The sequence below is a fragment of the Caballeronia sp. M23-90 genome, assembly GCF_053574605.1.
In genome coordinates this window covers 23,406-44,962 of sequence record NZ_JBSIPA010000004.1, presented here as the reverse complement: position 1 = coordinate 44,962, position 21,557 = coordinate 23,406, and the positions used below count along the sequence as shown (strand labels likewise).

Below are 21,557 nucleotides of genomic sequence, written 5' to 3'. Positions count from 1 at the left end.
CGTGGGCAGCTTCATTGTTGTCGCCGAATGGCGAGAAAAATTCGAAGTTACGTGCTTTGAAGCGTGTCGCGCACCTTCATGAGCGCAATGCCAAGAAGGTTCGTTCCACGCCAGTTGGACCTGTCAAGAATTAACGGGTCGCGCTCGCCGAGTCCGACGCCCCAGATCAGATCGTAGGGGCTCGCTTCGACAAGTTCCGTCGATGCGGTCGCCAATAGCAGTGTTTGTAACCGTGGGTTCTGCGAGAATTTTTCGCGACAACCTACGTAGACAATTGATTCGCGCTTGCTTAGCCACGTTTGGTTATCAAAGCCTTTGACCTGTCGGCCCAACGCTTTTTGCTCTTTTGGTTGGCGGGCGGCCAGTATGGCGTTGGCCGATGTGTCATCCTCAAATAACTTGGCTTTCGAGAACATCATGAACTGCTCGACGCTCTGAAATTCAAACCCGCGATAAACGAACTGACAGGGATGCCAGTTGCTCAGTGCATCGTCAGCGCCGAAGAACAACGTGAAGTTGCCAATCTCACGCATCGAAGAGTCCTTCAAAAAAAAGAAAATGGGCCGCCGAAGCGGACGGATTCGATGCGCAGGGAAGCGCGGTCGAAAACTCTTTAGCAACGCGTGTTTGCTGAAGGGCTCTCGGCTCTCGAAATTTGAAGAAGGTGAACCAGCCCCGAAGGGCCGGCACTTGAGGTTAGCGGGAACTACTGGATTCGCTTCACCAGGTGATGACCGCCATCGAGTTCAACCTGCTCTCCGACCCGCAGAGCGCCAATGCGTTGAATATGGATTGCGTCATACCCGTTGTCGCTATGAAAATAATCCTCCGACACGGTGGCTGTGCGTGCAAGGACTTACGTTTCATCCCAGGTAGCGTCGTAGAGTCGTGCCATTGCGGTCCTTACACGAAGGTGGTCGATTGCACGGCGCTCGCAATTTCGGCTTCGAGTTCGGTCCTGTCAGCAAGTGCGCTGGCCAAGAACCGGTTCATCGCGTCAACTTGATCGAGCTTGTTCGTCCAACCCCTGCCGTACCGGTACTGGCCAAGGATTCTGACGTCTTGCTGCCGTTCCTCCAGATGAAGGCCCAAGCGATGCAATAGATCCGTCATGCGATCGCGCTTGTCTTCGAGCGTTTCATTCGGATGTGGCTCGTAGTCAACGGAATCGGCGGTTGCCTGTCCGGTCGATTCAGATGTCGTGTCCGCACGCTGATCGATCACATGCGTCTCGCCCGAGGCCTCGATCAGCGCGACAGCCTGATTCGCGGCTTCCAACGCCGGTACGGCGCCGTCTGCGCCATCCAACAACGCGCCCAAGTCGATATCCGCGTCGAGCACCGTCAGCATCTGCTTCTGACGGACCGCCTGGCCGTTCTCGTCGATTCGCGTGATGTCGAATTCACGCTTTGAAAGCCAGAACCGCGTGCCCGTCAACCGGCCGCGCGCAAGCGCTACCGTCTGCATGGCGCCGTACGCTTTCTGAAGAACGTAGATGGAGTTGGTGGGCAGCTCGATCAGCCCGAGACCCTTGATTTCCGGGATCACGAACAGAAACGACGCAGATAGATTGCATTTGCGCGCCTGATACTGCGGGCATGCATGCGGATCGCACTTGCCATCGGGTATGTCGTCATCCTGGCGGTGAACAATGAGTCTGCCGCCGAAAGACCTTCTGACGCGTGTGGCTCGCTCATCGCGTTCGACTGGCGCGTAGGTCTTGCAGTAGCGCACGCCGTCCGGGCCATACTGCGAGAAGAACTGGCGGCTCGTCGTCGTGTACACCGCCATTTCGTTGGGGACGTTTCGAAGCCAATCGTCGAAGGCAAACATCACCGGAAATCGATAGAGCTTCATGCCATCGCCCCGATCCTCGCCATACATCCGGAGGATCTCGTCTGCCGTCGCCGGGTTGGAGAAGTCTGAACGCCTGCACACGAAGTACGGAACGTTCTTCGGCACCAACGCGTTTCTGAGCTTCAGTTTGCTCTCGAGGGTTTTGCCGATCGTCTCGTATGAGTCGCCGGCGGCCGCCATCGTGTTGTACAGATCAACGGCTTGTTGATTCGCCTGCATTGCGCGCGTAAGAACTTTGATACCTGGGCGAATCTTGCCCATGGTTGGAGGCCGGAGCGCCCGCTCCTCGACCAGACTGCGCGGCGTGAGGTCCAGCATCGATACGACTGCATTCATGATTTTGAACTCGCGAGAAAGAAGATGGCCGCGGTGCGCAGTTTGGTCGCCTGAGATTGGATCTCGACGGCGGCCGCAACTCCTCTGCGTTCGGTCACTTGATGGATAAATACGGAACGCTCGGCATCGCTGAAGCTTGCGACTCGAGCCACTTCACAGCGTGTGCGCCACGCATTCGAGGTTGTGTCCCATTCAGCACGTTCGAATTCGATCTTGTCTTTGATCGCGTTCGCAATGCGCTGATTGAGGCGGTCTTGCAGCAACATAAACACCTCCAGAGAAAGCCCATCGGAAACCGATAGGCGAAAAAAAAGCCCGCTCCGGTGAGGGAGCGAGCTTTGAGAAATTGGGAAATGAGACCTACACGCCACGTCCCTTCTGGGGACGTGGCGCACAGGGAGCCAGTGAAGGCTCTATCAGAGGACGTAAAGTCGTCCTCGCGCAGCATGGTCACGCCGCGCAACAGCCCTTTTCGGAAAATACATTCCGCCGCAGGAATCACGGATCAGCCAACTTCGATCGTTCTACCCAGAACAGGCTCTGGAGAGAGAACACCCGAAAAACTGGGTTCGAACGATGTACCCGGTCGCCAAATGAATGCGAGCCAGACGGTACGAGTATCACGGCTGAAATTGGGGAGTGTTTAGCTAGGCACTCAGCACAAGAAGATATCCACACCAGTAGCTAACTGGTCGGAGCATGCTCAGAAGCACGGCTTTGGAGAAAAAAGATGGACTCCGGGATAGGAGTCGAGGTCGATGCGTCAAGGACGCGGGGTATGGATTGAAGTATTCCGGGAAATGGATGCGCTGTGGACTCGAAAGGTCACGAATTTGATATGTCTTTCGACGGTACGACCGGTTTTCATTGATCGAGAATCTATGTCTGAGAGAGCACATACAGACCGAGAAAACCATGTCAGCTGTTCCACAGGAAACGCCCGAGGATAAGGTCCCCGCGATCCCCGCAGCTTCGCCGAATGCCGAAATCGAGTCGGGCCTCAAGCCTCTCGCCAGGCTCACGAGCGACGACCGGATTGCGCGCATCATTCCCGACACCCATGCTCAGACCGAGCTTCAGTACTATTCAAAGTTCGCGCGGGAGTTCCTCCGCGCCCACTATTACTTCTGTTCCGCCAAGATGTCCGTGGCGAGGGGCGGTAAGCGGATTGCGATCGAGGAAGAATTTCGAGTCGCCGACGAGTGGTTTAAACGGGCGTTGGCGCAGACCAACAAATTGCCTCGGCGCAACCTCGGCATGAAGCCCAAAAGCGTTACCGTCGAAATGAAAAACGCTCTATCTGGACGGCTTGTGCGCTTGCTCTCTATATACGACGTGATCTTTCTCAGAACCCTCGAGGGCCTGTTCCTTGGCGTCGTGTCAGCACATCAACGCCAATCAGCGTTGGCGGCTGCCGAGGCGCGGCTTCACCAGTTTCCCTTCATCTGTATACCGGATAACGATCGATACGCGCCCGAAGGCGTCCTGCTGCCCGATCCGGATAAAGCTAGTTAGGCTTGCCGACTGAGACGCCGGCGCTGGATTGACAGCGCCACGCGGGCGGTACGCTCAAACCTAGACAACGAAAACGAGGTCCTCTATGGATTTACGCGATATCCAACGGCTTCACGCGCAATTCGCACCCGACATGACGACCATTGATTTGCCGCGACAAATCGCAGCGCTTCCAGCACCGGCCAATGCTGGCGGCAATGAAGTCGCCCCGACCATGCGCCGGCGGTGGGCCCAAACTGGACCCATTGTGCGTTTGAGCGTTCTCGCAGCGGCCGCAGCGGTCGTTGTGGCAATGGCCGGCATGGGTGCTGCCTCGATTTACAAAGGACTAAGCACCGCGCAAAGGTCAATGCCGGTCACAGCGACCGCGCCTGCGAATACACAGACGGCACAGTCGACCAACAAGTCCAGGGCCGATGCAAACCAAGTCAGGGAGATCGATGCGGCACCGGCGCAACCCGTGATGAATGCACCCGGACTCACTTCGAGTGACCTCGCAGGCGCCTCGATGTTAGGGCTGACAGCTGAACAATTCCGAAAATCGCTCAAGGCGAGCAGCACGCCGACTCAGGCAGCGCCCTCGGCACCCGCACAATTCACAGCCGAGTCCGAACGCGCCGCGCTCTCCCCCATCCACCGAAGCACGCCGCGCAGCAGCATCGCACCTACTGTTGCCCCGAACTCCATCCCCAGTGCAACGATAAACGCGCTCGCGGTTTCACCAGCGCCCGCTGCCGCTATCAAGCCAGTGGAACCTGTCGTCGTGCAACAAGTGCCTCAGCAATCGGTCAGCGTCGCGCCGGTTACGGCGAGCGAGGCGACTCCGGTTGTCAGCACCGCATCGGCCGCAACCGCAACGAAACAGACGCATCAGTCCCGTCGTCGGATCTCGAAGCCGCGCGTCGAACAGGAAAGCGTCGCTGAACCGACTACGTCAACGCGCGCTGTCACGCCATCCGCTCCAGCGGCCCGGACAGGATCGAACGAAGTACAGATGTTCTAGGAAGCTTGGACATGAAAAACGAAATTAACATCACCCTCATCGCCTCCGGCTGTGCGATCAACGGCGACATGATCGTCGATCATGGCGTCAGTTGCTTTGGCTTATGCGCGGGCAGCATGATCTCGACGCGCGGCTTGCTGCATATCGGCGAAGGCGGCCTGGTCAAGGGCAGCACGCAAGGCGAGCACGTACGCATCGACGGGCGTGTCGACGGCAATGTCCACGCCCGCGATTCGCTCGAAGTCAACGGACATGTATCCGGCGACATTTTGTATAGCGGCACGATACGCTTAGGGCCGAACGCATCGCTCAACGGCACGCTTAAGCGCGTTGCTCGAATGTTGACGATCGACGTGGCTCCCGCAAGCGACGCAACGCTGGACGAAGAAGCCTCGGCACCTACGCCGGCCGCCCCAATCGTCGCTGCTTCAGAAAAAGGCGATTCGAATGTGACTGAGCTCCACCGCACCGCAGCGTTCTGAACCGTGCCTTGTCGAACGGACCAGTAAGCCCGCGTGGGCGACGATCCGACTGAAACCTATGCCGTGGATCGCGCCCTCTCACACCTGGTCGCAATTACGATGACTACAAAAGCCGAAACCGACTACCGAAGCGATACTTGGGAAGCCGCAGCGCAGGAAGCGGCGTTCGGGGATTTGTGCTTTTGCATGCTATCTGATGGTCGGTTTATTAATCGCCATGCAATGCCTGACACGATTGCGCACCGCAGCCCGTTTGTATTGCCTGATGCATTCCTGGCCGCACTTCTGGAAAAAAGCTTGCACTTAGCGGACTAGGGTTTATACTTATTTTGTCTCCTCCATGTCTCCACTGATATGGATTAAGCCCGCCACCTGAGCGGGTTTTTTTTGTCTCGTGTATCCGGTTCGTCGGGATCGCTTTTTGCATCTTAGTCTTCGCTGCCAAATTCAGGCGCATAACCGAAACGGAGGTTTGCTATGAATAAGGACCAAGTGAAGGGCACTGCAGAGAAGGTGAAGGGCAAGGTCAATGAGGCTGTGGGCAACGCCACGGACGATCCCAGCCAAAAGGCGAAAGGCCAGCTACAGCAGGGTGCCGGCGAGGCACAGAAACAATATGGCGATCTGAAGGAAGACGTGAAGGATGCCCAGAAGCGCACTCCGTAAGCGCATCTGCTCGTGAAAAACGCCGGGTCTTCCCGGCGTTTTTTTTATCCGCGTTGCTTCCAGCACCATGCTCGTTCTGTTCTGCTCGGCTCACGACAGCAGACTCATTTGGCTGTTAGGGTTAACACGTAAATGCCAATAATCCTTTGTCATCTTCGCGGTTAATCTTAAGCAGACGTTTACCTACACTCGAATCACGGAAACGCAAACGGGTGTTTGCGCAAAAACAAGATTCGGAGGTAAGCATCATGAAACTCTCAACGCTCATCGTGGCTGCAGCACTGGCATTTCCGGCTGTGTCGTCGTTCGCTCAATCTAGCCAGGCACCTGTTACCCGCGCTCAAGTGAAGTCGGAGCTGGTGCAGTTGGAAAAGGCTGATGGTATGGACTCCCGCCCCCTCCGGGGCGACACTGACCGCACCAACTCCTGGGAGAACGTCAATGCCTACGCTTACCATCGGTCTAGATATCGCAAAAAACGTGTTTCAGATCCACGGTGTTGATCGCCACGGGAAAGTGGTCATTCAGCGAAAGCTTCGCCGAAGTGACGTGCTGAAGTTTTTCGCAAAACTCGAATCTGGTCTGGTTGGCATCGAAGCCTGCCACGGATCGCATTTTTGGGCTCGTGAATTGACTGCCTTAGGTCATACGGTCCGGTTGCTACCAACGCAGTACGTAAAGCCATTCCTCATCGGCGGAAAAAACGATGCGAATGACGCGGCTGCGATCTGTGCAGCAGTAACTCGTCCGGGCATCCACTTTGTCGCGATAAAAAGTGCGGAACAGCAGTCGCTGCAATCGGTGCATCGCATGCGCCAACGACTCATCCTGGAGCGTACTGCCAAGTCCAATCAGATCCGAAGCATGTTTGCCGAAGAGGGTGTGATCTTCCCGATTGGTCTTCCGCAGTTAAGAAAGGGGGTGGTGGCGCTGGTCAACGACCCCGATTCCGGCATCACCACTTTGCTAAGACGGCTTGGATCAATGTACCTTGAGCAACTGAAGGCATTGCAGCAATGGCTCGACGAACTTGCCACCGAGATAGCGGAGATATTCAAAAGCAATGAAGCCTGCCAGCGGCTCGCTACAGTTCCGGGAATTGGGCCGGTTATTGCGACTGCGCTCGTGAGCAGTGTGGGCGATCCATCGCAGTTCAGGAACGGGAGACAGTTCGCAGCCTGGCTGGGGCTAACGCCGATGCAAAGATCGAGTGGAGGCAAAACGAGATTAGGCGGTATCACAAAGCGCGGCGACACTTATCTGAGAACTTTGCTTGTACAGGGTGCCCGCGCGGTAATGCACTTCGTGAGTCGGCGCAATGACCGTCACAGCCAGTGGATCAAATCCGTTATGCAACGCCGTCACGTGAGCATCGCCGCGATCGCCCTGGCGAACAAGACGGCGCGCATCGCTTGGGCCATATTGACGGGCAACGGCTGTTTCAGGGCTGCATAACAGGCTTCAGATATCGAGTACTGCTTCATTTCTTTCGCGATTGCGCAAGAAGCGGCAAGCATGGCGAACCGGTCGGACCGGCGCTTGCAGATCCTGATATATCCGACGGCTGCAGTACGAAGCCACAAGGCCGATGAGGAGCAAGCGCGCAGATTTCCATGATGGCTCGTGCGGCAGTAAGCACATCAGAAGCCGAATGTACGGACGCAGTCGTGACCCTCAAAATGCAAACCGATCTTGCTCATAGGCGGGAGTCCATGTACGGATATAACCCGGGCACGGGCGACCGCACGAGCTATCCGGTTCAAGTACAGGCAGCGGAAGCCAAGGTGGCCGCCCAAAACGACCAATCGAGCTATGGTGGCGTTGCTGACGGTTCTGCCTCGGGCAGCTATCACGCCCCTGCTCACACCGGTGCCACTGCCATGGATCCGGTCTACCGCGCCCATTAAGGCGACTGCGCAGTCCGGCTTCGACCGAAAAAAATGGCTGCTTTCGATACCGACTGCAGCCATTTTGCTTTTCCAGGACCTCCCCCATCGGCTTAGTCGCCGGTGGATTGCCCAGCGCAAATGCCTGGGCTTTTTTCCGTGTCCTGTATCGGTTTCGCCTTGTGTGCTTAGCATGCCGCGTACGCCTTTATTAACGCGCGTCTGCGGCGTACACATTTAGCAACACATGTAACGAAAAGTAAGTCGAATGTGGGGCTCCCCACACAGCGCCGATTTCGCGTCAACTACCATGCACTTGCTGACCGACAACAAACGCCCGACGATAAATCCAATACACAGAGGCAACGGGTCAGTCACGAGAGAAATACCATCAAGGCGGTAACGGGGGTTCCCATCTTGGTTTGAAGGCCCGGCATGCCGGGCCTATTTCATTGGCGCCTAAGACGCCCGTTTGGTGACGCGGATGGCGTACTCGTCACCAAATGCATCCTTCGCGATCATCGTCCTCACGCCCACCGGCACGGTCATGTCGACACGTTTGCTCCACTCGTGACCGGCATCAACCGAAGACAGCTCGATTAGTACGTGGACAGTGTTGTCCGAGTTAAAAGTCAGTACGTTGGTATCCACATAGAGGCTGTCGGCGGTCTTACTCGGGACGGCAAACCCTGATTCCGTCCGATGCACCTGAACCGCGGCTTCCTCGGTTGTATGAAGGGTCGGGATGCCAACATGGGTGTCAAACTGGTATTGAATGTGCCGGGGCCGAGCGTTCTCGCGCGAGCCGTCGATAGTCATCTGCACCACAGCCTGCTCAAGGTTCTTGAAGTCACGCCAGTGGCCATTGACGCAAGTAAGCAAAGCGGTCCCGGCAGTGCCTTCGGTCAAAAAGCCGTTCGAAGGGCATGCATCCCGCGCGGACACTTTAGCGGTAGATACGGTGCCAACCGTATTCACGAGACCGATGCTCTGACCGTCGGCGGCCGTGATTCTGGGCCTAGCTGTCTCGGAAACCGTTGTGTCCTGCACAGCTATAGACTGCGCGCAGGCGAGCGTCACGTAGCAAAAGGAAAACGCGATTAGGAGTAGTTTTTTTATCTGTGATTTTTGTTTTAGCGATTGCTGGATCGAGTCGATTGACTAAAAATTTCGAATGCATTCGCTCGTGCGTTTTCGCCGGTTTATGCGGCTAAAGAACGTCGCGTGTTTGCATTCTTGAACAAGAGGCCTGCGGCCCTCGTAGACAGGAGCGATAGGGCGACAAGGGCAGCTACAAGGAACGCAAAGGATGACCGCGACGCGGATTGAGCGCGCACTACGTTCTCTCTTTGCTGCTGGAACGCTATGCGCCGCTTTTCCATCTTTTGATTCAGCTCGTTAAGCGAACGGAACCCATACTGCGTGTGAACAGTTTCCTGCTCGTCCCCGGTCAACCGCTCTACTATCTGCAACGTCCGCATATCTTTCGCGGCGTTGGCCGCCTCGCCAACAATCGCTAAGGTGGCGGCGGAGCTCGTGGCGAGGGATGTGAGGGCGATTGCGGAGCCAATGGAAGTTGCTCCTGCCACCACGACTAAAGCGGCGCCGATCGCCTTCTGTCCAAAAATCAGTTTCTGTTTCAACGTTATTTCCTGTTTTGTGTAGCACTTCGCATATTGAACTTGCTATGCAGCAAGCGCCGCATCAGCGGTCGCCTCGATTTGCGCTTCGGTCACAAACCTGGACGCAAAATTTTTGGCCGTGCCGGAAATCATCAACGACTCGCGCGCGCGGGTCATCGCTACATAAAATAGCCTCCGCTCCTCGGGTTCAGTCGATTTGGCATCCGGCACGATCGTCTCTTCGGAGCGTGCGATCCACACGTGATCCCATTCCAGCCCTTTGGCGCTGTGCATGGTCGTGAGAATCAATGCGCCGGGCTTGGCCTGGTTGTTCTCCTGACGCATGAACAGCAGCCGTTCGGCGAACGTTCCCGAGAGCCTTGAAAGAACGTCGTACGTCGATTGAATCGCACGAATCGCTTGCTCTTTTTTTGCGTACTTCAACATCCACTCGCTGACCCCGGAGAGCGTCAACGAGTAGAACTTCCGATCGCAGAGCCCGCGCCATTCGGCAAGCCGCTTCATGAATTCTCGATAGTTCGTTGCTACGTCTTCGGGCAAACCCAAATCAACCAGATCGGCCCTGCTGCGCTGCTGAAGTTCGGCACCCATGTCCGCGTGAAGCGCCCGCAGTTGCTCGGCGCGCAAGCCGAGGTGAGCCAGCACCGAATCCAGTCCGGTTTCCTTCACCCGCTCAACGATCTCGAGCAAATTGCACATGAGCGCGCCTTCCGGCCGACTGAGCACCGAAGATCCCGACGCACGGTAATACTTCACACCATGCGACCGACAAACAGCCTCAAGTGGATCGAGAATCCGGTTTGTTCGAGCGAGAATCGCGCAGGACTGTTTCGCAGTAAGCAACGGTCCGAGTGTCTCGACGGCGGCAACGGCCTCTTCATACTCGTCTGCGTGCCGCGACGCCGCCACCCGGCCGCCTACACCCTTCTCGGCGCGCAAAACCTTTGAGATGCGATCGACGTTGTTACGGATAAGGCGATCGGCGGCCGTCAAGATTTCGGAGCGACACCGATAGTTGCTCCCAAGCACCACCGGTTTAGCGTCGAACTGCTTGATGAATGCTTCCATCCCCCGGTAGCCCAGCGCTTCGCGAAACGCGTAGATGCTTTGATCGTCGTCGCCAACGACCGTCACAATCGAACCGGCCTTCGCATGTAGCTCGATCCAGCGGTATTGAAGGGGATCGGTATCCTGAAACTCGTCAACGAGGAGAAAAGTGAAGGGATACGGAAGGATTGTTCCGTTTTCCATGCCCTCGACTGCCAGACGCAGCATGTCCTGAAAATCGATCTTGCCGTTTCTCGCCAAAGCGTCTTGGTAGGCCGCGTACAGTTGCCCGTCTTCGCTTTGCGGATCGAATTTGCCGAAGTTCGTCTTGATCTTTTCGATCGTTGGGATGACGTCTTCTGCCTTTCCTTCCCGCCCTATCTCCTGCATCACCAGGATGAGCAATCCAAGCCGGTCGCCGTCGGACGCGATGTCGAGTGGCCGGCTGCCCGGCCGCTGCAACTGCTTATATGCAAGTGAGTGGAAGGTTCCAGCTCTCAAGCGTTTCTTAACCGCCTTGCCGGCGGTAGCCAGGATGCGGTCGCGCAGCTCGAGCGCGGCATCTTTAGAAAAAGTCACCGCGCCGACCATCACAGCGTCTTCCTGAAGCAGGAGCGCCGCCTTGGTCGCGATCGTTTTGGTTTTGCCCGCGCCAGGACAAGCGATCGCCACGCAGTTCTGGCGCAACTGGGCGACTTCCCGTTGCTGGGGGTTCAGTTCGTCCAGCATCGCGATACCCTTACAAGCCGCGCACTGTCGTCATCAGGCGGAGGTGCGTCATGTAGCCACGCAAGCCCAACGGGTTGAACTTCTTCAGGAACCGCACGGTTTCGTCGTCGACGTCCGACTGATCGCGAATACCGTTCCACACCATGAAGTCGTAATGATCCATGGCTTTGTCGAACTTCATCAGCGCGCTCAGGATACGCATCGAAAACCGCGAGTAGGCTTCGACCTCGATCTCCAGCGCCGGCATCGGAATGGTCGGCTCGAACACAAAATCGTTGGCCGCGCGAAGCTCGGCTTCCTTCGATACACGATAGCCTTCGGCAACACGGTGCTGTTCTTCGACGTATTCTTCGAGCGACTTAAGCTGCTTGTCGAAGAAACCATTCACGGTTTCTTTGTTTTCGCTGCCAAATGTGGAATTGCCGAATCGCTGCATGTTGATGCTCATGCGGTTCAGGTACGGCCACCACTGTTCGAAAAGCGGCTTCAGCCGTGTGTGGTTCAGGCGTACATGCGCCGATACGACGGCGGCACCAGACAACTGGCGATCAAGAAGTTGACGGCCGATTTCGCGGCGGCGCTTGATGATGGCGATGCGTTCTTCGCCGGGCAGGTCACGAAACAGCTTGCGGGTCTTGGCGACTTCGGCGCGTTTCATGGTCGCGTCGTCTTGGGAAATCACGCCTTCCTTTTGCAACCGGTCGGCGTCGGCCTCCATTTGGGTCAGCTCAAGCTCCAGCTCGCCGTCATCGGCGCCGTCACTGACGGTGGCGGGCGTCGGAACGCTTGCTAACAAAACGGGTTCCAAAACCGCGCCGTTATTGGCGGCATTCTTATCGACTAGCGTTTCTGCAACAGTGCTCATTCGGCCTCTCCTGGCGGGCATGTGCCCGTTTGTCGTTGGAAAACAAGGCGCGCAGAGCGCTGCCCGTGATTGCCATTGTTACGGGACGTCGGGGATAGCAGCATTGAAAACACGCGCTATTTCGTACGGCTTTGTTCGGTTGGCCCTGCATCGGGCGGGAGAAGTGCCAAGTTGCAAAACCAACAACTTGTACTCACTGGGCTAATCGGCAACCCCCAAAAAACAGGAGGGGTTATACGGCGTATAACCCCTCCTGAAGAAAGCTCACGGTTTTCGTACGTCTTTTCGCGCTAATCTATACAAAACCCTTTCTATCTGGCAGATTGGAACGACTCGGCTGCCTTCCAAAGCAAGCCGCCTAGCAATGCTGCAACGACCAGCCAATATGCAGCAATCACGGGAATCGGGACAACAAGAACACCGAAAAGCGTTCCGAGAACCATTAGAAGACCATGCCCAGCCAGATGAAACGACAAAGGACTCACGAAGCCTGCCGCAGATGCTTTTATTTTGCGCCGGGCGGTTCCGTCGAAGAACATGGCTATAGCGAAAAGAGCCGTTCCCACGATCCAAAGCTTCATGACCATCGCCCGATACATCATGCGATAGACAAGCAGCCAAAAATTCTCCGTCCACGTATGAGCGAAGGTTGAAAATCCGCCGTCCGTCATGCCGCCAACCGGTCCCGAGGCGGCGAGCGTCCTGCGCAGCAAGCCGTTTTCGACAAACGACCGCCTGAATAGTGCGTTAGCCGAGCGCGTAGCCTCGTCTGCGCGATCGACACCTATCGATGCGACCAACGAAGCCGTTTCCGCCTCGGGGATCTCGAATAGCGAGCGTTCTGGAATGGCCGGCATCACCGCGATGGCGAGCACCGGCACGAGCAGAAACCAAACTTTGAGGTGCGAGCCGAAGCGACTAGCCATGATGGAAAATCTGCAAAAGGATCAGTGCCGGAACCGAGACAAGGGCAAACAGACCCAGCCAGAAGAAACCAGGCCGTCGGTCTGCAATCGTCGCGAGCGCATAGCATCGGGCAGGGGCACCGACCGAAAACTCCGCCGGTGGCATGGCCCCGGGTTCGTCAAATGCGGCGACAGTATCCAGCGCCCGCCGCGCGGTGCGTTCATCAACGCCCGACAACTTCGCTATGATCGAAACGGTGAGCGACATCATATTCCTCGAAATAAACGCGGAAAGCTTCGCCTTGCAGCACGCGCGAAGCGAGTTGAAACGCTGCTGTGCGCTCCGTAATTTGTTCGGGACACCGTTCGTCGATGGTCTCGAACTCACAATTTGCGTGGCGTTCTTCGAACAGCGGAATCGGCTCGAGCATCGGCGACCAAACGCTCAGCTTTTCTCCGCGCTTGGCGACATAGCGACGCGCGTATAGCGCCTTTGCGGGCTCGAAGAGACCTTGCATGAAGGCGATATGCTGATCGCCGCTACGCTTGGCGCGTTTGAAGCCGCTCAATGCGGAATCAATCATTTCGGCAGCCAGCGGCCCTTTGTCACCGCGGAACCGCTCGCCAACGAAGTCGACCACGCGGGAACACGCGAGCTCAAGTTCGGGTGCCACATTAAAAACCGGGATGAGCTTGTGCGACAGCTTGTGGTCGCGAATGATGTTTTTGAATGCGACAGACATGGTCTTTTTTATTAGCCTTCGATGATGGGAATACGACCTTGATACACCGCACCGCCCGAGATGCGCATAAAGTACTGCAGATTCGGCAAACTGTGAATTAAGCGCATTGGGATAAGTGGCGCCTTTTCGAGTTGAAGGGTGCGTGACTGCGAGCCACTGAACTCCATGGCGTGCGACTCGGTCGTGGTGTTCGTGCTGTTCGAAATATTGACCACGCGGATCGCCGTTTCACCGACCTTGTCCGAAAACCACTTAGCCGTGTCGCTGTCTTCAAGCCTAAGGATTATTTGGTTATTCAGGTTACCCAAAACCTGCAGCATTTTTGCAGCGTTTCCGAGCTTCGCTTCAAGGTCGGCGCGCGCCTGGAACGCGACAAACGCCTTAAACCCAGCTCCGCGACCCTTGTTCAGGATCTGAATCACCTGTTCGTTGATGGCTTCTGCGATCTCGTCGATGATCAGGACGACGTCGGGCTTCTCGGCGTAGAAGTTATAGATCGAGCCGCAAACCGCCGCAACGTCCGACAATGCCATTGAGGCGATCGCCTTCTGCACAATGTTATTCGAAAGGGAATCGAGACCCATATACAGCACGGCTTTTTGCTTGATGATTTTGTCGATATCCCATATTTCGCGCTCGTCGTCAAAATCGTCGGCTTTTGGCGCGAGCATCAACCCGGTTTCGCCCGTGGCAAGCATCTGGAGAAGTGGTAGTGCCGAGGCGATAATCCGCATATAGTGCTCGCGGTCATGAGTGTGCGTCGCGATTAGACCATCGAGCGTTTCATGCCCGCGGTCCACCGAGGCAAACCGGTCGATGTAAAGCTTGGCCATTCCGTCAACCAAGGAAACATCATTCTTGCCCTTCGTTGCTTGCTGAACGGTCGAGCTTACGACCAGCGTTTCCCAATCGGGCAGGCCGTGCTCAACGAAGAAGCGGCGTAAGCAGCGGTCTAACAGCGTGCCAATGCCGGATTGCGCGTATTTGAGGATGGACCGCAGATTCGGCTTGTCGCCAACGTACAGTTCACCCTTGACGGCGCGGTCGATAAACAAGAACGCGAAGTCCCGAAACGGCCCCTCTTCCATCAACTGAGCGATTCGCGAGGGAATTTCCGACGGCTGCGACCAATTCTCCAGCGGGTTAAGGCGGATCGACTCTGCCGGTTTCGCCTGATTGAAATAAAGGAATTTCCGGCCGGCGCGCTTGCACTCCTTCTCAACGCGCTTCTTCCAGTCGTCATCGTTCTTCGGATCCACGATGATCAGCACATCCTTGGGATTGTGGATCACCTGCGTGGAGATGACCTCGTAAGTACGAGTCTTGCCAGAACCGGTCGTGCCACCGACGAGCGTATGGCCACCCATCGCCTTGTAGTGAAACGGCACGCGAACCTTTTTGGGTTCCATCCCGTGAATCCAGGAAGATCCCTGAGGCATGCGATCGCGCACGCTGTCTGCCGGCGCGAACACCGACTCAATGCGCGCTTCGACCGCGCGGCCCAACTCCGTCTTGTTCAACCAGCGCGGTAACGAAGGAATATCAGTGGTCGGCATGCGCAGAATATCGTGAGCGATCTGCGTATGCTTCTGCGTCCATTCAAAGCCGGTGCCGAGATACATCGAATCCTCGCGCTCGCGCATGTTTCTCTGCGTAGCGAGCAGCTTGGATATGTGTATCTTGCTCAGCCACTTGGTCGAGATCGCCATGCGAAAACTCAACGCGCGCCAGATCTGCACGCCTCGCATCATCAGCAGCGCCAGGCCGAACAGAGCGAATGCCCAGCTATACGGCATGCCTGACAGAAGAATGCCGACAATCGCCACGGCCCATACCACGGCCGGTCGCACTTCATAGATTGGTCGAAAGTGGTTGATGTAGTTCATATGGCTGGACGCTCCATGATGATCCGCCCCGCTCGTTCCACGATGCAGATGTCGTTTCCGTGCGCCCGCATGAGCAAGCTACGTTTTCTCAGTTGCTCAACCAGCGCGTCGCTTGTCATGCCGTACGCACCAATCAGCCGTTTTTGAACCGTCAACCCCTTTTCTTCCCAGGCAACCTTCGCTTTGCCCGTTGCGACATCGTCCGCCAGTGCCCGGAAAAACTCGCGCATCATCACGGACCCGGAACCGAACAACTCGTCGAGTTCCTTGTCAGTGGGTCCGCCGCGACCTGTTTTGGGAGCCGGCACCGTCACCGCCACGGGATCCACGGCGACGGGATTGCCCGCCTCGGAACGAGTCTCACCCGTACTCGGCGACGCTGCCAACGCTTCACTGCGCTCCAATGCGTCAAGCAAGGATTGCGAGAACTGCGGCGTTATCGCATCCGGACGGGGCCCCGTTGGAGGCGCCGCCGCAATGTCGGGGGATGCCGCGCTCGCATCTACCCACGACACCGGTTTTGCGGCGCTGGGCGAGATCGGAAGTGGCTTAGCACCATCGACGGGAACTACGGGAACTACGGGAGCGGCAGGAGCGGCAGCGGCTACGCCCGGCGCGGACGCGGGCGAAACACTTGGCGCGACCGGCTGCGGTTGAATCTCAAGGGCGACGTGAACGGCGGAAGGGACATCGAATTTGACAGGTGCAAACACGCCGCGTTGCGCCTTGCGCTCGAAGTCGACCGCCACATCCATGGCTTGACGCACCACCTTGTGCACCAACGCCTCAAACCCTTGGGGAGAACGTTCAGGATTGATGGCGCCAAAAAGATCGGCGAGCACCGCCGTGTCGAGTCCTGAAAGCAGTTCCGCCGTAATAACGGTCTGCGCGAACATTGCCGTGCGCATCCGTTCGCTTTTCAAAGGTGCCGTTCGGCGCTCAATGGTGTATCCGCCATTACCAACCCAGGTCCCGAACGCTCCATGCGCGGCAGGATTCCAACGCGTGAGGTCCACAAGCCGCGTGAATTCAAAGTGACGGCACGGCTCGTCGAGTGACGAGCAGGCTGCGGCCAGGAACACGGCGAAGTTGTATTGGGGCTCAAGCCGCCTGCGCTTCTCTGAGGTCAGGTCGGCCGCAAATTTCTGCCCGCCGGCGAGCCGCATCGCGTAGAAAGTCGATTCAACGGTTGCCCTGAACGCCCCGCCCGGCTCACGATGAAGCTCTGGTGTGAGCGGCATTGATGAAAACCACAGTGCGCAGCGCGTCAGCACAGAAAGCCACTTGCGCTCGAACTCGGCCTGCGTGCTTTCATTCGCACACTGTCGAACTAACTCGATGCGCTTCTCGTAGAGCTTGAGCAGTGCGCCAGCGTCAATAGGTTTGTGGATTTCAGACATATTAGAAAAGCCCACCGGTCGCAACCTTGGTAGCCATGCGCACCCCGCCCGTGCCGCTTGCGCCCGCTCCGCCGCCAAAGATACCGGCAAGCTTCGGAATTTCTAAAGAAAGCAATAGCATGAAGACTGAAAGATCAAACACATATCCCCCGTTCAGGGTGGTATGCGCGCCCACTGCGCCCGCCTTCGAAAATGCCGAGGAAACCGCTGTATTAACCAAGCCCATCAAAATCGACACGACGACGATGTACATCCCGGCACTGATCATCCAGTCGAGCCACTTTTGGAAATAACCACGGGTGTACGAGGAACAGCCTAATGCCAACGCGATTGGCCCAACGACAATTCCGATTGCGGCCTGAATCTGGCCCACTGCCGTGAAGTACGCGTAGAAGATCGCAGCGACTGTCATCACAATAAATGCAAGCAGCAAGACCACCGCATCGCCCAATGCCTGAGCCGGATGAGTCAGCGTGCCCCAGACACCGTAGCTCTCTTTCATTCCGTCGAATATTGTCCCGCCAAGGCGTGCCATTTGACCCGCCACATCCGGGCTAGAGCCATTGATCGCAGTCGCGAGGTTTTGGAACCACGTCCAAAATCCCGTTGCCGACGTCGCGTACCCAAGATACAGCGCGAGGAAGATGCCAAGCACAGCGATCTCCTCGAACACTGCGATCCAAGCCGATACCGGATGATGCGTTCCGGCAAAGCGAACGCCTGCAAGAACGATCGTTATCACGCTGAGCGCCCACGCAAATTTGTTCGCCTCGGGCAAGACTTTCTGGCTCAGTGTGACCGCATTCGGAATCAGATTGACTAACAAGCTCGCGATTTGTGTGACCGCGTCGCCCGTGCCTTGGCCAAGGTCACCGGGCTTCGAGATGCTCGCGAGTGCGTTCGCCGAATCTCCAGTGGTTTGAGTCGCCCCAGGCGTGTCGGCCGGTGTTACCAACTGCGCGTGAGCCATTTGAGATCCGAAAGCTGCTAACAACACCAGTGTGATCGCAGCACTTTTCAGTCTGCGCCAACATGTCTCGAAGAGGATATTCATCATCATTGACCCAATACTGTCGAGGTTGCGATCGAGCTCTGATAGGCAGCGCGCTCCTGATCCTGTTTGGACTGCAACGTTGCCCGCGCCGCGTTGGATGCGGTCGCGTCAGCGACCTTGGCCTGCGTATCCACAGCCTCGCTTTGCTGCTTGGCCGCCATCATGGTCAACATGTCACCGTTCTGGCTGGACACGATATCGAGCATGTGCGTCGTAAGTTCCGCGGTCGCTTGCTGCGTCGGCGATAAATTCAACTGATCCTGTATTTCTTGGCGGCGTTTGGCCAAAGCACCAACGTGCGATATGACGTCGTTACCCTGCTGAAACAGTTGTTTTGCGGTCGTGTCGTTGTTTTGCAGCAGCGTGTTCTGGTCGCTCAGCCATTGTTGCGGCGTCTTGCCGGACTGGGTCACAAGCGAGACAACTTTTGTCAAATATTGCGCGTTGCTTTGCAGGCCACCGTAAAGGGACTTCAGGCCATCGGTGTATTTACTCAAGCCGCTAATGTCGCCCGCAATCGTCTGCGCCTGCGAGAGCATTGCTGCGGGATTCAGATTGGTTGCCTGCTTGAGCTGGTTCAGCATCATCTGATACTGATAGATCAAGTTTGTATTCTGGTACACCTCAGACTTGACCGCTTCGGCCGCCGTAATCGTGTTCTTCGCAAAATTTGTCGGATCGAACACGATGCCCAAGGCGTGGGCGGCACTTAACGGTAGCAACGTCATCACGCAAATTGCAGCGAGCCTACCAACCGTTTTCTTCAACATGATCAATTGTCCTTTCGTTGATGGTTTTAAGCGTTTGCGAGCACATCACGCACGTACGCGTCCTGCCAGTTATCCACACCAGAGTTGACGTGCTTGTCCAAAATGGCCTGTGCCCGGCCGTCCGAGCGCAGATACGCGAGCGATTCTTTCGAGAACGTTGCCTGCAGCATCCGCGTCTGGGTCGCCGTGACCCACAGGTAGTCCCGGTTGGGGACCGCATTCGCGATCATCTGAATCTGGTGATCCGTCAGCCCGAAGACATCGCGGTACAAGCCCTTGTTGTTGAGCGCGTCGCTATTGGGCAGGTAGATCAGGTTGGGGATGTTTTCTTTCAGAATCTCGAAGTTGGCGACTCGTGCCAGTTGTCCGAGAGACTGTGTTGCCATGAGTAGTGCCGCGTTGAGCTTACGAATCGTGACCGCCCAGATTTCCAGACGGGCGTAGAACTTCGGATAAGTAAAGAAGAAGCCTGCCTCCTCGATCTCGATGACGGTGTAGCGTTTGCCGTCTAGGATCTGAGCGATACGATAAAAGGCGTAATCCATGAAGAGCGCGGCCGCCACGGGATAGTTCTGGAACAAATCCCCCATCTCGATGGAGAGATCGTCAGACAGCGCAAAGCCGTCCTCGACATGATCGAAAAAACGGCCGTTTTTCTGGCCCTCTGTCCACACCTGTAGCCGTTCGCGCAATTCAGCGGGCAAAAGGGTGATCAAGCCTGAGAGGCGCCACTTGTCGGGCGAGTACGCTTCGGCCAGCGTCTTGATGCGCTCGAAGATCTCCGTTTCCTGCGTTGGCGTGCACGTAAAATCTTCGCCCTCGATGACAAGCTTCACCCACTCGGCCACATACGGCCAATGTTTCGGATCGGAGAGGAGCGACAAGGGATTGACCGACGTTGCAGCTTCAAATCGGCCAGTGGCATCAATGAATCGGCCGCCACCAAGAAGCGTCGGGATGCGGGTAGATCGATCCTTGTCAAAGCGAATCCGACGCGCGTTGTGGCGCCCGGTCTGCGACATGAAATAGTTAAGAATGACCGACTTACCCGCTCCGATCGGTCCCACAATAAGTCCGTGCGCCTTGCCGCCCGGGTGATGCAGGTCTACGTGTTGCAACGTGCGATGCCGCGTGGGCAGGCAAGTGAGGGGGCCGGTTTTCGTGCCCGATTGCTGCGTTAGCCACTCGTTGACTGTCGAGCCCTCGCCCACGCTCGTGAGTGGCGCGATATCGGAAACCGCCGGCGTTTCGACGAATTGCAAGCGTTTCTGCTGGTCCCATCGACCGGGCAAGGTCGCGCTCCACGCGGCAAACAGGTTTGTACGTTCCTGAATCACACCGAAACCTGCGTTGCCAATTACGCCCACAACTTGGCGCGTCGCGTCTTCGCACTCCTCGGGCGTGCTTCCGTAGACGACCACCGAAATATTCGCGAACCCGTACTGCTGCCCTTCTGCGTCGAGTTTGGCCAGCGCCTCGCCCGCTTCCTTCGCGAGCATCTCGCGGCCTTCGTCGTTCTTTTGCTCTTCTTTCGTTGCCCACTGCTTCAAGATTGCGATCGGGTTGAAAGCGGCGACCTTGTAGAAACCGCGAATCTTTTTGATGTAGGCGCTCGCGCGCGACGTATCCAGAAAGCGGAACATGACGCACACGTCCAGTTCCGCGTCGACTTGCGCCAGCACGTCGAGCGCGGCTTCCTGAAAGCCCATCCATTCCTTTACGCCGATGATGCGCGCGTAGACCTTGCCGTGGGCCGACTCAAACATGAGTTCGGACGCGCCGATCGTGATCTCCGTTTCCGTAAGATGCGTGTCGAGCATCGTGACCGGATATCGCACGCGGCGCTTCGGCGTGCTCGGATTGGCGCGCTGGTGCAGGAACGACAGCGCATTCTGCAGTTGCAGGCGCTTCATCTTGAGCCGCGTGACGCCGCCAGCAAAGCCGTCGATCACAGCTTCAAAGCGCTTGATCTCGTTCTGGATTTTCGTCAGGTCGAAAACGAAGGCGCTACGCGCGAGCACCAGGTCTTTCGCGGCCTCGAACATGGCCACCGCCAGATTCTTACCGCCCACGGTCATGTGATAGCCGACCTTGTCGAAGATCCGGGATATGCCCGTTTCCGGCGTGAACGCGAGCGCGAGCGAGTGTGAATTGCGGAAGTACCTGCCGCTGCCTATGTTCGCGCGGTTGATGGCGTCGATACGAGCGTCCGCTTTGGACGCGAATTCGCCCGACATTTCCCCCTTCACCCGACGATGCGACATCCGCCACCATGCCGTGATCCGGTGGTCGAAGTTGCGGCACGCGTGGTCGAGGTTTTCGCGCGCGGCGGTGATGTCCCCCGGGTTTGGCGTGTCGGCATCGATCCCCTCGAACTCGAACACGGTCAGCAGCGACCCGTCCTTATCCAGCACGATCTCTGGCGTGATCATGGTCATCCATGGCGCGATCTCCTGCACCGACCGCTTGGTGAACATGGATTTCAGCATGAGAGGTCCTGATCGAAGCCGTAGGGGCGCTTAAAACGCGCGCTGAACTTGGCATTGGGCCCCGGCTCGTAGACGTCCGGATAGCGGTTGTAGACGAGCATGACGATGCGCCACCATGGGTCGGTCGAGCTTTTCCAGCGCAGGAAAATGTGCACTAGTACGCCCACCACCAGAAAGGAAACGCTCCAACTCGTGTAGCACAGGAGCGCCGTCAGGGTGCCATTGAAAATGGCAAGGCCGCGATCGGCCCCACCCATCTGGCGCGGCAGCGATAAACCACG

General features: G+C 57.0%; 22 protein-coding genes and 1 pseudogene. 7 read left to right on the top strand and 16 right to left on the bottom strand.

The annotated features are described in order from the left end of the window. Positions 1–47 precede the first annotated feature (47 nt). The 3 genes from ACRXB1_RS01165 to ACRXB1_RS01155 all read right to left on the bottom strand — a co-directional run bounded on the left by ACRXB1_RS01165 (position 48) and on the right by ACRXB1_RS01155 (position 2,459). Positions 48–533, bottom strand: a complete 486-nt coding sequence (locus ACRXB1_RS01165) for an NADAR family protein (protein WP_449490807.1) — start codon at positions 531–533, stop codon at positions 48–50. A gap of 370 nt (positions 534–903) precedes the next feature. Beyond that, on the bottom strand, positions 904–2,193 hold the full coding sequence (locus ACRXB1_RS01160) for a recombination directionality factor (protein WP_449490806.1): 1,290 nt from the start codon (positions 2,191–2,193) through the stop codon (positions 904–906). Further along, positions 2,190–2,459, bottom strand: coding sequence for a DUF7696 family protein (locus tag ACRXB1_RS01155; RefSeq protein ID WP_449490805.1), 270 nt, complete (start codon positions 2,457–2,459; stop codon positions 2,190–2,192). Before ACRXB1_RS01155 ends, ACRXB1_RS01160 begins: the two co-directional genes overlap by 4 nt. Positions 2,460–3,108: 649 nt before the next feature. Between ACRXB1_RS01155 and ACRXB1_RS01150 the strand changes: the two genes are divergently transcribed. The 7 genes and pseudogenes from ACRXB1_RS01150 (at position 3,109) to ACRXB1_RS01120 (ending at position 7,766) form a co-directional block, all read left to right on the top strand. After that, positions 3,109–3,708 carry a DUF1845 domain-containing protein gene (locus tag ACRXB1_RS01150; RefSeq protein WP_449490804.1) on the top strand — a complete coding sequence of 200 codons (600 nt, stop codon included), beginning with the start codon at positions 3,109–3,111 and terminating at the stop codon, positions 3,706–3,708. 1,014 nt (positions 3,709–4,722) lie between these two features. Next, on the top strand, positions 4,723–5,193 hold the full coding sequence (locus ACRXB1_RS01145) for a bactofilin family protein (RefSeq protein ID WP_449490803.1): 471 nt from the start codon (positions 4,723–4,725) through the stop codon (positions 5,191–5,193). Between the two features lie 33 nt (positions 5,194–5,226). Next, entirely contained in the window at positions 5,227–5,508 is a 282-nt protein-coding gene (locus ACRXB1_RS01140) for a hypothetical protein (RefSeq protein ID WP_449490802.1), read from the top strand. Between the two features lie 162 nt (positions 5,509–5,670). Beyond that, complete coding sequence (locus tag ACRXB1_RS01135) at positions 5,671–5,859, top strand: CsbD family protein (RefSeq protein ID WP_062174986.1); 189 nt, start codon at positions 5,671–5,673, stop codon at positions 5,857–5,859. Positions 5,860–6,107: 248 nt separating this feature from the next. After that, positions 6,108–6,237, top strand: a pseudogene (locus ACRXB1_RS01130) (DUF4148 domain-containing protein); the annotation flags it as partial. Between the two features lie 63 nt (positions 6,238–6,300). Next, entirely contained in the window at positions 6,301–7,314 is a 1,014-nt protein-coding gene (locus ACRXB1_RS01125; protein WP_449490801.1) for an IS110 family transposase, read from the top strand. A gap of 212 nt (positions 7,315–7,526) precedes the next feature. Beyond that, positions 7,527–7,766: a hypothetical protein gene (locus ACRXB1_RS01120; RefSeq protein WP_449490800.1), complete on the top strand. Its 240-nt coding sequence runs from the start codon at positions 7,527–7,529 to the stop codon at positions 7,764–7,766. A 438-nt stretch (positions 7,767–8,204) separates the two neighbouring features. On the opposite strand, the gene ACRXB1_RS01115 is transcribed toward ACRXB1_RS01120, so the two are convergent. The 13 genes from ACRXB1_RS01115 to ACRXB1_RS01055 all read right to left on the bottom strand — a co-directional run bounded on the left by ACRXB1_RS01115 (position 8,205) and on the right by ACRXB1_RS01055 (position 21,533). Continuing rightward, positions 8,205–8,654, bottom strand: a complete 450-nt coding sequence (locus tag ACRXB1_RS01115; RefSeq protein ID WP_449490799.1) for a hypothetical protein — start codon at positions 8,652–8,654, stop codon at positions 8,205–8,207. A gap of 293 nt (positions 8,655–8,947) precedes the next feature. Then, on the bottom strand, positions 8,948–9,388 hold the full coding sequence (locus ACRXB1_RS01110) for a hypothetical protein (RefSeq protein WP_449490798.1): 441 nt from the start codon (positions 9,386–9,388) through the stop codon (positions 8,948–8,950). 42 nt (positions 9,389–9,430) lie between these two features. After that, the gene (locus ACRXB1_RS01105; protein WP_449490797.1) at positions 9,431–11,164 is read right to left on the bottom strand and encodes an ATP-dependent helicase; all 1,734 of its coding nucleotides are present in this window, start codon (positions 11,162–11,164) and stop codon (positions 9,431–9,433) included. Between the two features lie 10 nt (positions 11,165–11,174). Continuing rightward, positions 11,175–12,029, bottom strand: coding sequence for a hypothetical protein (locus ACRXB1_RS01100; protein WP_062174982.1), 855 nt, complete (start codon positions 12,027–12,029; stop codon positions 11,175–11,177). 311 nt (positions 12,030–12,340) lie between these two features. Further along, the gene (locus ACRXB1_RS01095) at positions 12,341–12,955 is read right to left on the bottom strand and encodes a DUF4400 domain-containing protein (RefSeq protein ID WP_062174981.1); all 615 of its coding nucleotides are present in this window, start codon (positions 12,953–12,955) and stop codon (positions 12,341–12,343) included. Next, positions 12,948–13,205: a hypothetical protein gene (locus ACRXB1_RS01090; protein ID WP_449490796.1), complete on the bottom strand. Its 258-nt coding sequence runs from the start codon at positions 13,203–13,205 to the stop codon at positions 12,948–12,950. The genes ACRXB1_RS01095 and ACRXB1_RS01090 overlap by 8 nt, the downstream gene beginning before the upstream one ends. Further along, positions 13,159–13,677 carry a hypothetical protein gene (locus ACRXB1_RS01085; RefSeq protein WP_062174979.1) on the bottom strand — a complete coding sequence of 173 codons (519 nt, stop codon included), beginning with the start codon at positions 13,675–13,677 and terminating at the stop codon, positions 13,159–13,161. The genes ACRXB1_RS01090 and ACRXB1_RS01085 overlap by 47 nt, the downstream gene beginning before the upstream one ends. 11 nt (positions 13,678–13,688) lie before the next feature. Then, on the bottom strand, positions 13,689–15,563 hold the full coding sequence (traD, locus tag ACRXB1_RS01080; RefSeq protein ID WP_062174978.1) for a conjugative transfer system coupling protein TraD: 1,875 nt from the start codon (positions 15,561–15,563) through the stop codon (positions 13,689–13,691). Further along, positions 15,560–17,041, bottom strand: coding sequence for a TraI domain-containing protein (locus ACRXB1_RS01075; RefSeq protein WP_449490795.1), 1,482 nt, complete (start codon positions 17,039–17,041; stop codon positions 15,560–15,562). Before ACRXB1_RS01075 ends, traD begins: the two co-directional genes overlap by 4 nt. Beyond that, on the bottom strand, positions 16,965–18,023 hold the full coding sequence (locus tag ACRXB1_RS01070) for a type IV secretion system protein (RefSeq protein ID WP_062174976.1): 1,059 nt from the start codon (positions 18,021–18,023) through the stop codon (positions 16,965–16,967). Before ACRXB1_RS01070 ends, ACRXB1_RS01075 begins: the two co-directional genes overlap by 77 nt. Further along, positions 18,020–18,787, bottom strand: coding sequence for a type VI secretion protein (locus ACRXB1_RS01065; RefSeq protein WP_449490794.1), 768 nt, complete (start codon positions 18,785–18,787; stop codon positions 18,020–18,022). The genes ACRXB1_RS01070 and ACRXB1_RS01065 overlap by 4 nt, the downstream gene beginning before the upstream one ends. A 26-nt stretch (positions 18,788–18,813) precedes the next feature. Continuing rightward, entirely contained in the window at positions 18,814–21,276 is a 2,463-nt protein-coding gene (locus ACRXB1_RS01060; protein ID WP_449490793.1) for a VirB4 family type IV secretion system protein, read from the bottom strand. Then, entirely contained in the window at positions 21,270–21,533 is a 264-nt protein-coding gene (locus ACRXB1_RS01055; protein ID WP_062175079.1) for a conjugal transfer protein, read from the bottom strand. The genes ACRXB1_RS01060 and ACRXB1_RS01055 overlap by 7 nt, the downstream gene beginning before the upstream one ends. Between the last annotated feature and the right edge of the window lie 24 nt (positions 21,534–21,557).

Coding starts and splice junctions, on each gene's coding strand:
- ACRXB1_RS01165 (WP_449490807.1), bottom strand. CDS start 533: ATGCGTGAGATTGGCAACTTCACGTTGTTCTTCGGCGCTGACGATGCA.
- ACRXB1_RS01160 (WP_449490806.1), bottom strand. CDS start 2,193: ATGAATGCAGTCGTATCGATGCTGGACCTCACGCCGCGCAGTCTGGTC.
- ACRXB1_RS01155 (WP_449490805.1), bottom strand. CDS start 2,459: ATGTTGCTGCAAGACCGCCTCAATCAGCGCATTGCGAACGCGATCAAA.
- ACRXB1_RS01150 (WP_449490804.1), top strand. CDS start 3,109: ATGTCAGCTGTTCCACAGGAAACGCCCGAGGATAAGGTCCCCGCGATC.
- ACRXB1_RS01145 (WP_449490803.1), top strand. CDS start 4,723: ATGAAAAACGAAATTAACATCACCCTCATCGCCTCCGGCTGTGCGATC.
- ACRXB1_RS01135 (WP_062174986.1), top strand. CDS start 5,671: ATGAATAAGGACCAAGTGAAGGGCACTGCAGAGAAGGTGAAGGGCAAG.
- ACRXB1_RS01125 (WP_449490801.1), top strand. CDS start 6,301: ATGCCTACGCTTACCATCGGTCTAGATATCGCAAAAAACGTGTTTCAG.
- ACRXB1_RS01105 (WP_449490797.1), bottom strand. CDS start 11,164: ATGCTGGACGAACTGAACCCCCAGCAACGGGAAGTCGCCCAGTTGCGC.
- ACRXB1_RS01100 (WP_062174982.1), bottom strand. CDS start 12,029: ATGAGCACTGTTGCAGAAACGCTAGTCGATAAGAATGCCGCCAATAAC.
- ACRXB1_RS01095 (WP_062174981.1), bottom strand. CDS start 12,955: ATGGCTAGTCGCTTCGGCTCGCACCTCAAAGTTTGGTTTCTGCTCGTG.
- ACRXB1_RS01090 (WP_449490796.1), bottom strand. CDS start 13,205: ATGATGTCGCTCACCGTTTCGATCATAGCGAAGTTGTCGGGCGTTGAT.
- ACRXB1_RS01085 (WP_062174979.1), bottom strand. CDS start 13,677: ATGTCTGTCGCATTCAAAAACATCATTCGCGACCACAAGCTGTCGCAC.
- traD (WP_062174978.1), bottom strand. CDS start 15,563: ATGAACTACATCAACCACTTTCGACCAATCTATGAAGTGCGACCGGCC.
- ACRXB1_RS01070 (WP_062174976.1), bottom strand. CDS start 18,023: ATGATGATGAATATCCTCTTCGAGACATGTTGGCGCAGACTGAAAAGT.
- ACRXB1_RS01065 (WP_449490794.1), bottom strand. CDS start 18,787: ATGTTGAAGAAAACGGTTGGTAGGCTCGCTGCAATTTGCGTGATGACG.
- ACRXB1_RS01060 (WP_449490793.1), bottom strand. CDS start 21,276: ATGCTGAAATCCATGTTCACCAAGCGGTCGGTGCAGGAGATCGCGCCA.
- ACRXB1_RS01055 (WP_062175079.1), bottom strand. CDS start 21,533: ATGGGTGGGGCCGATCGCGGCCTTGCCATTTTCAATGGCACCCTGACG.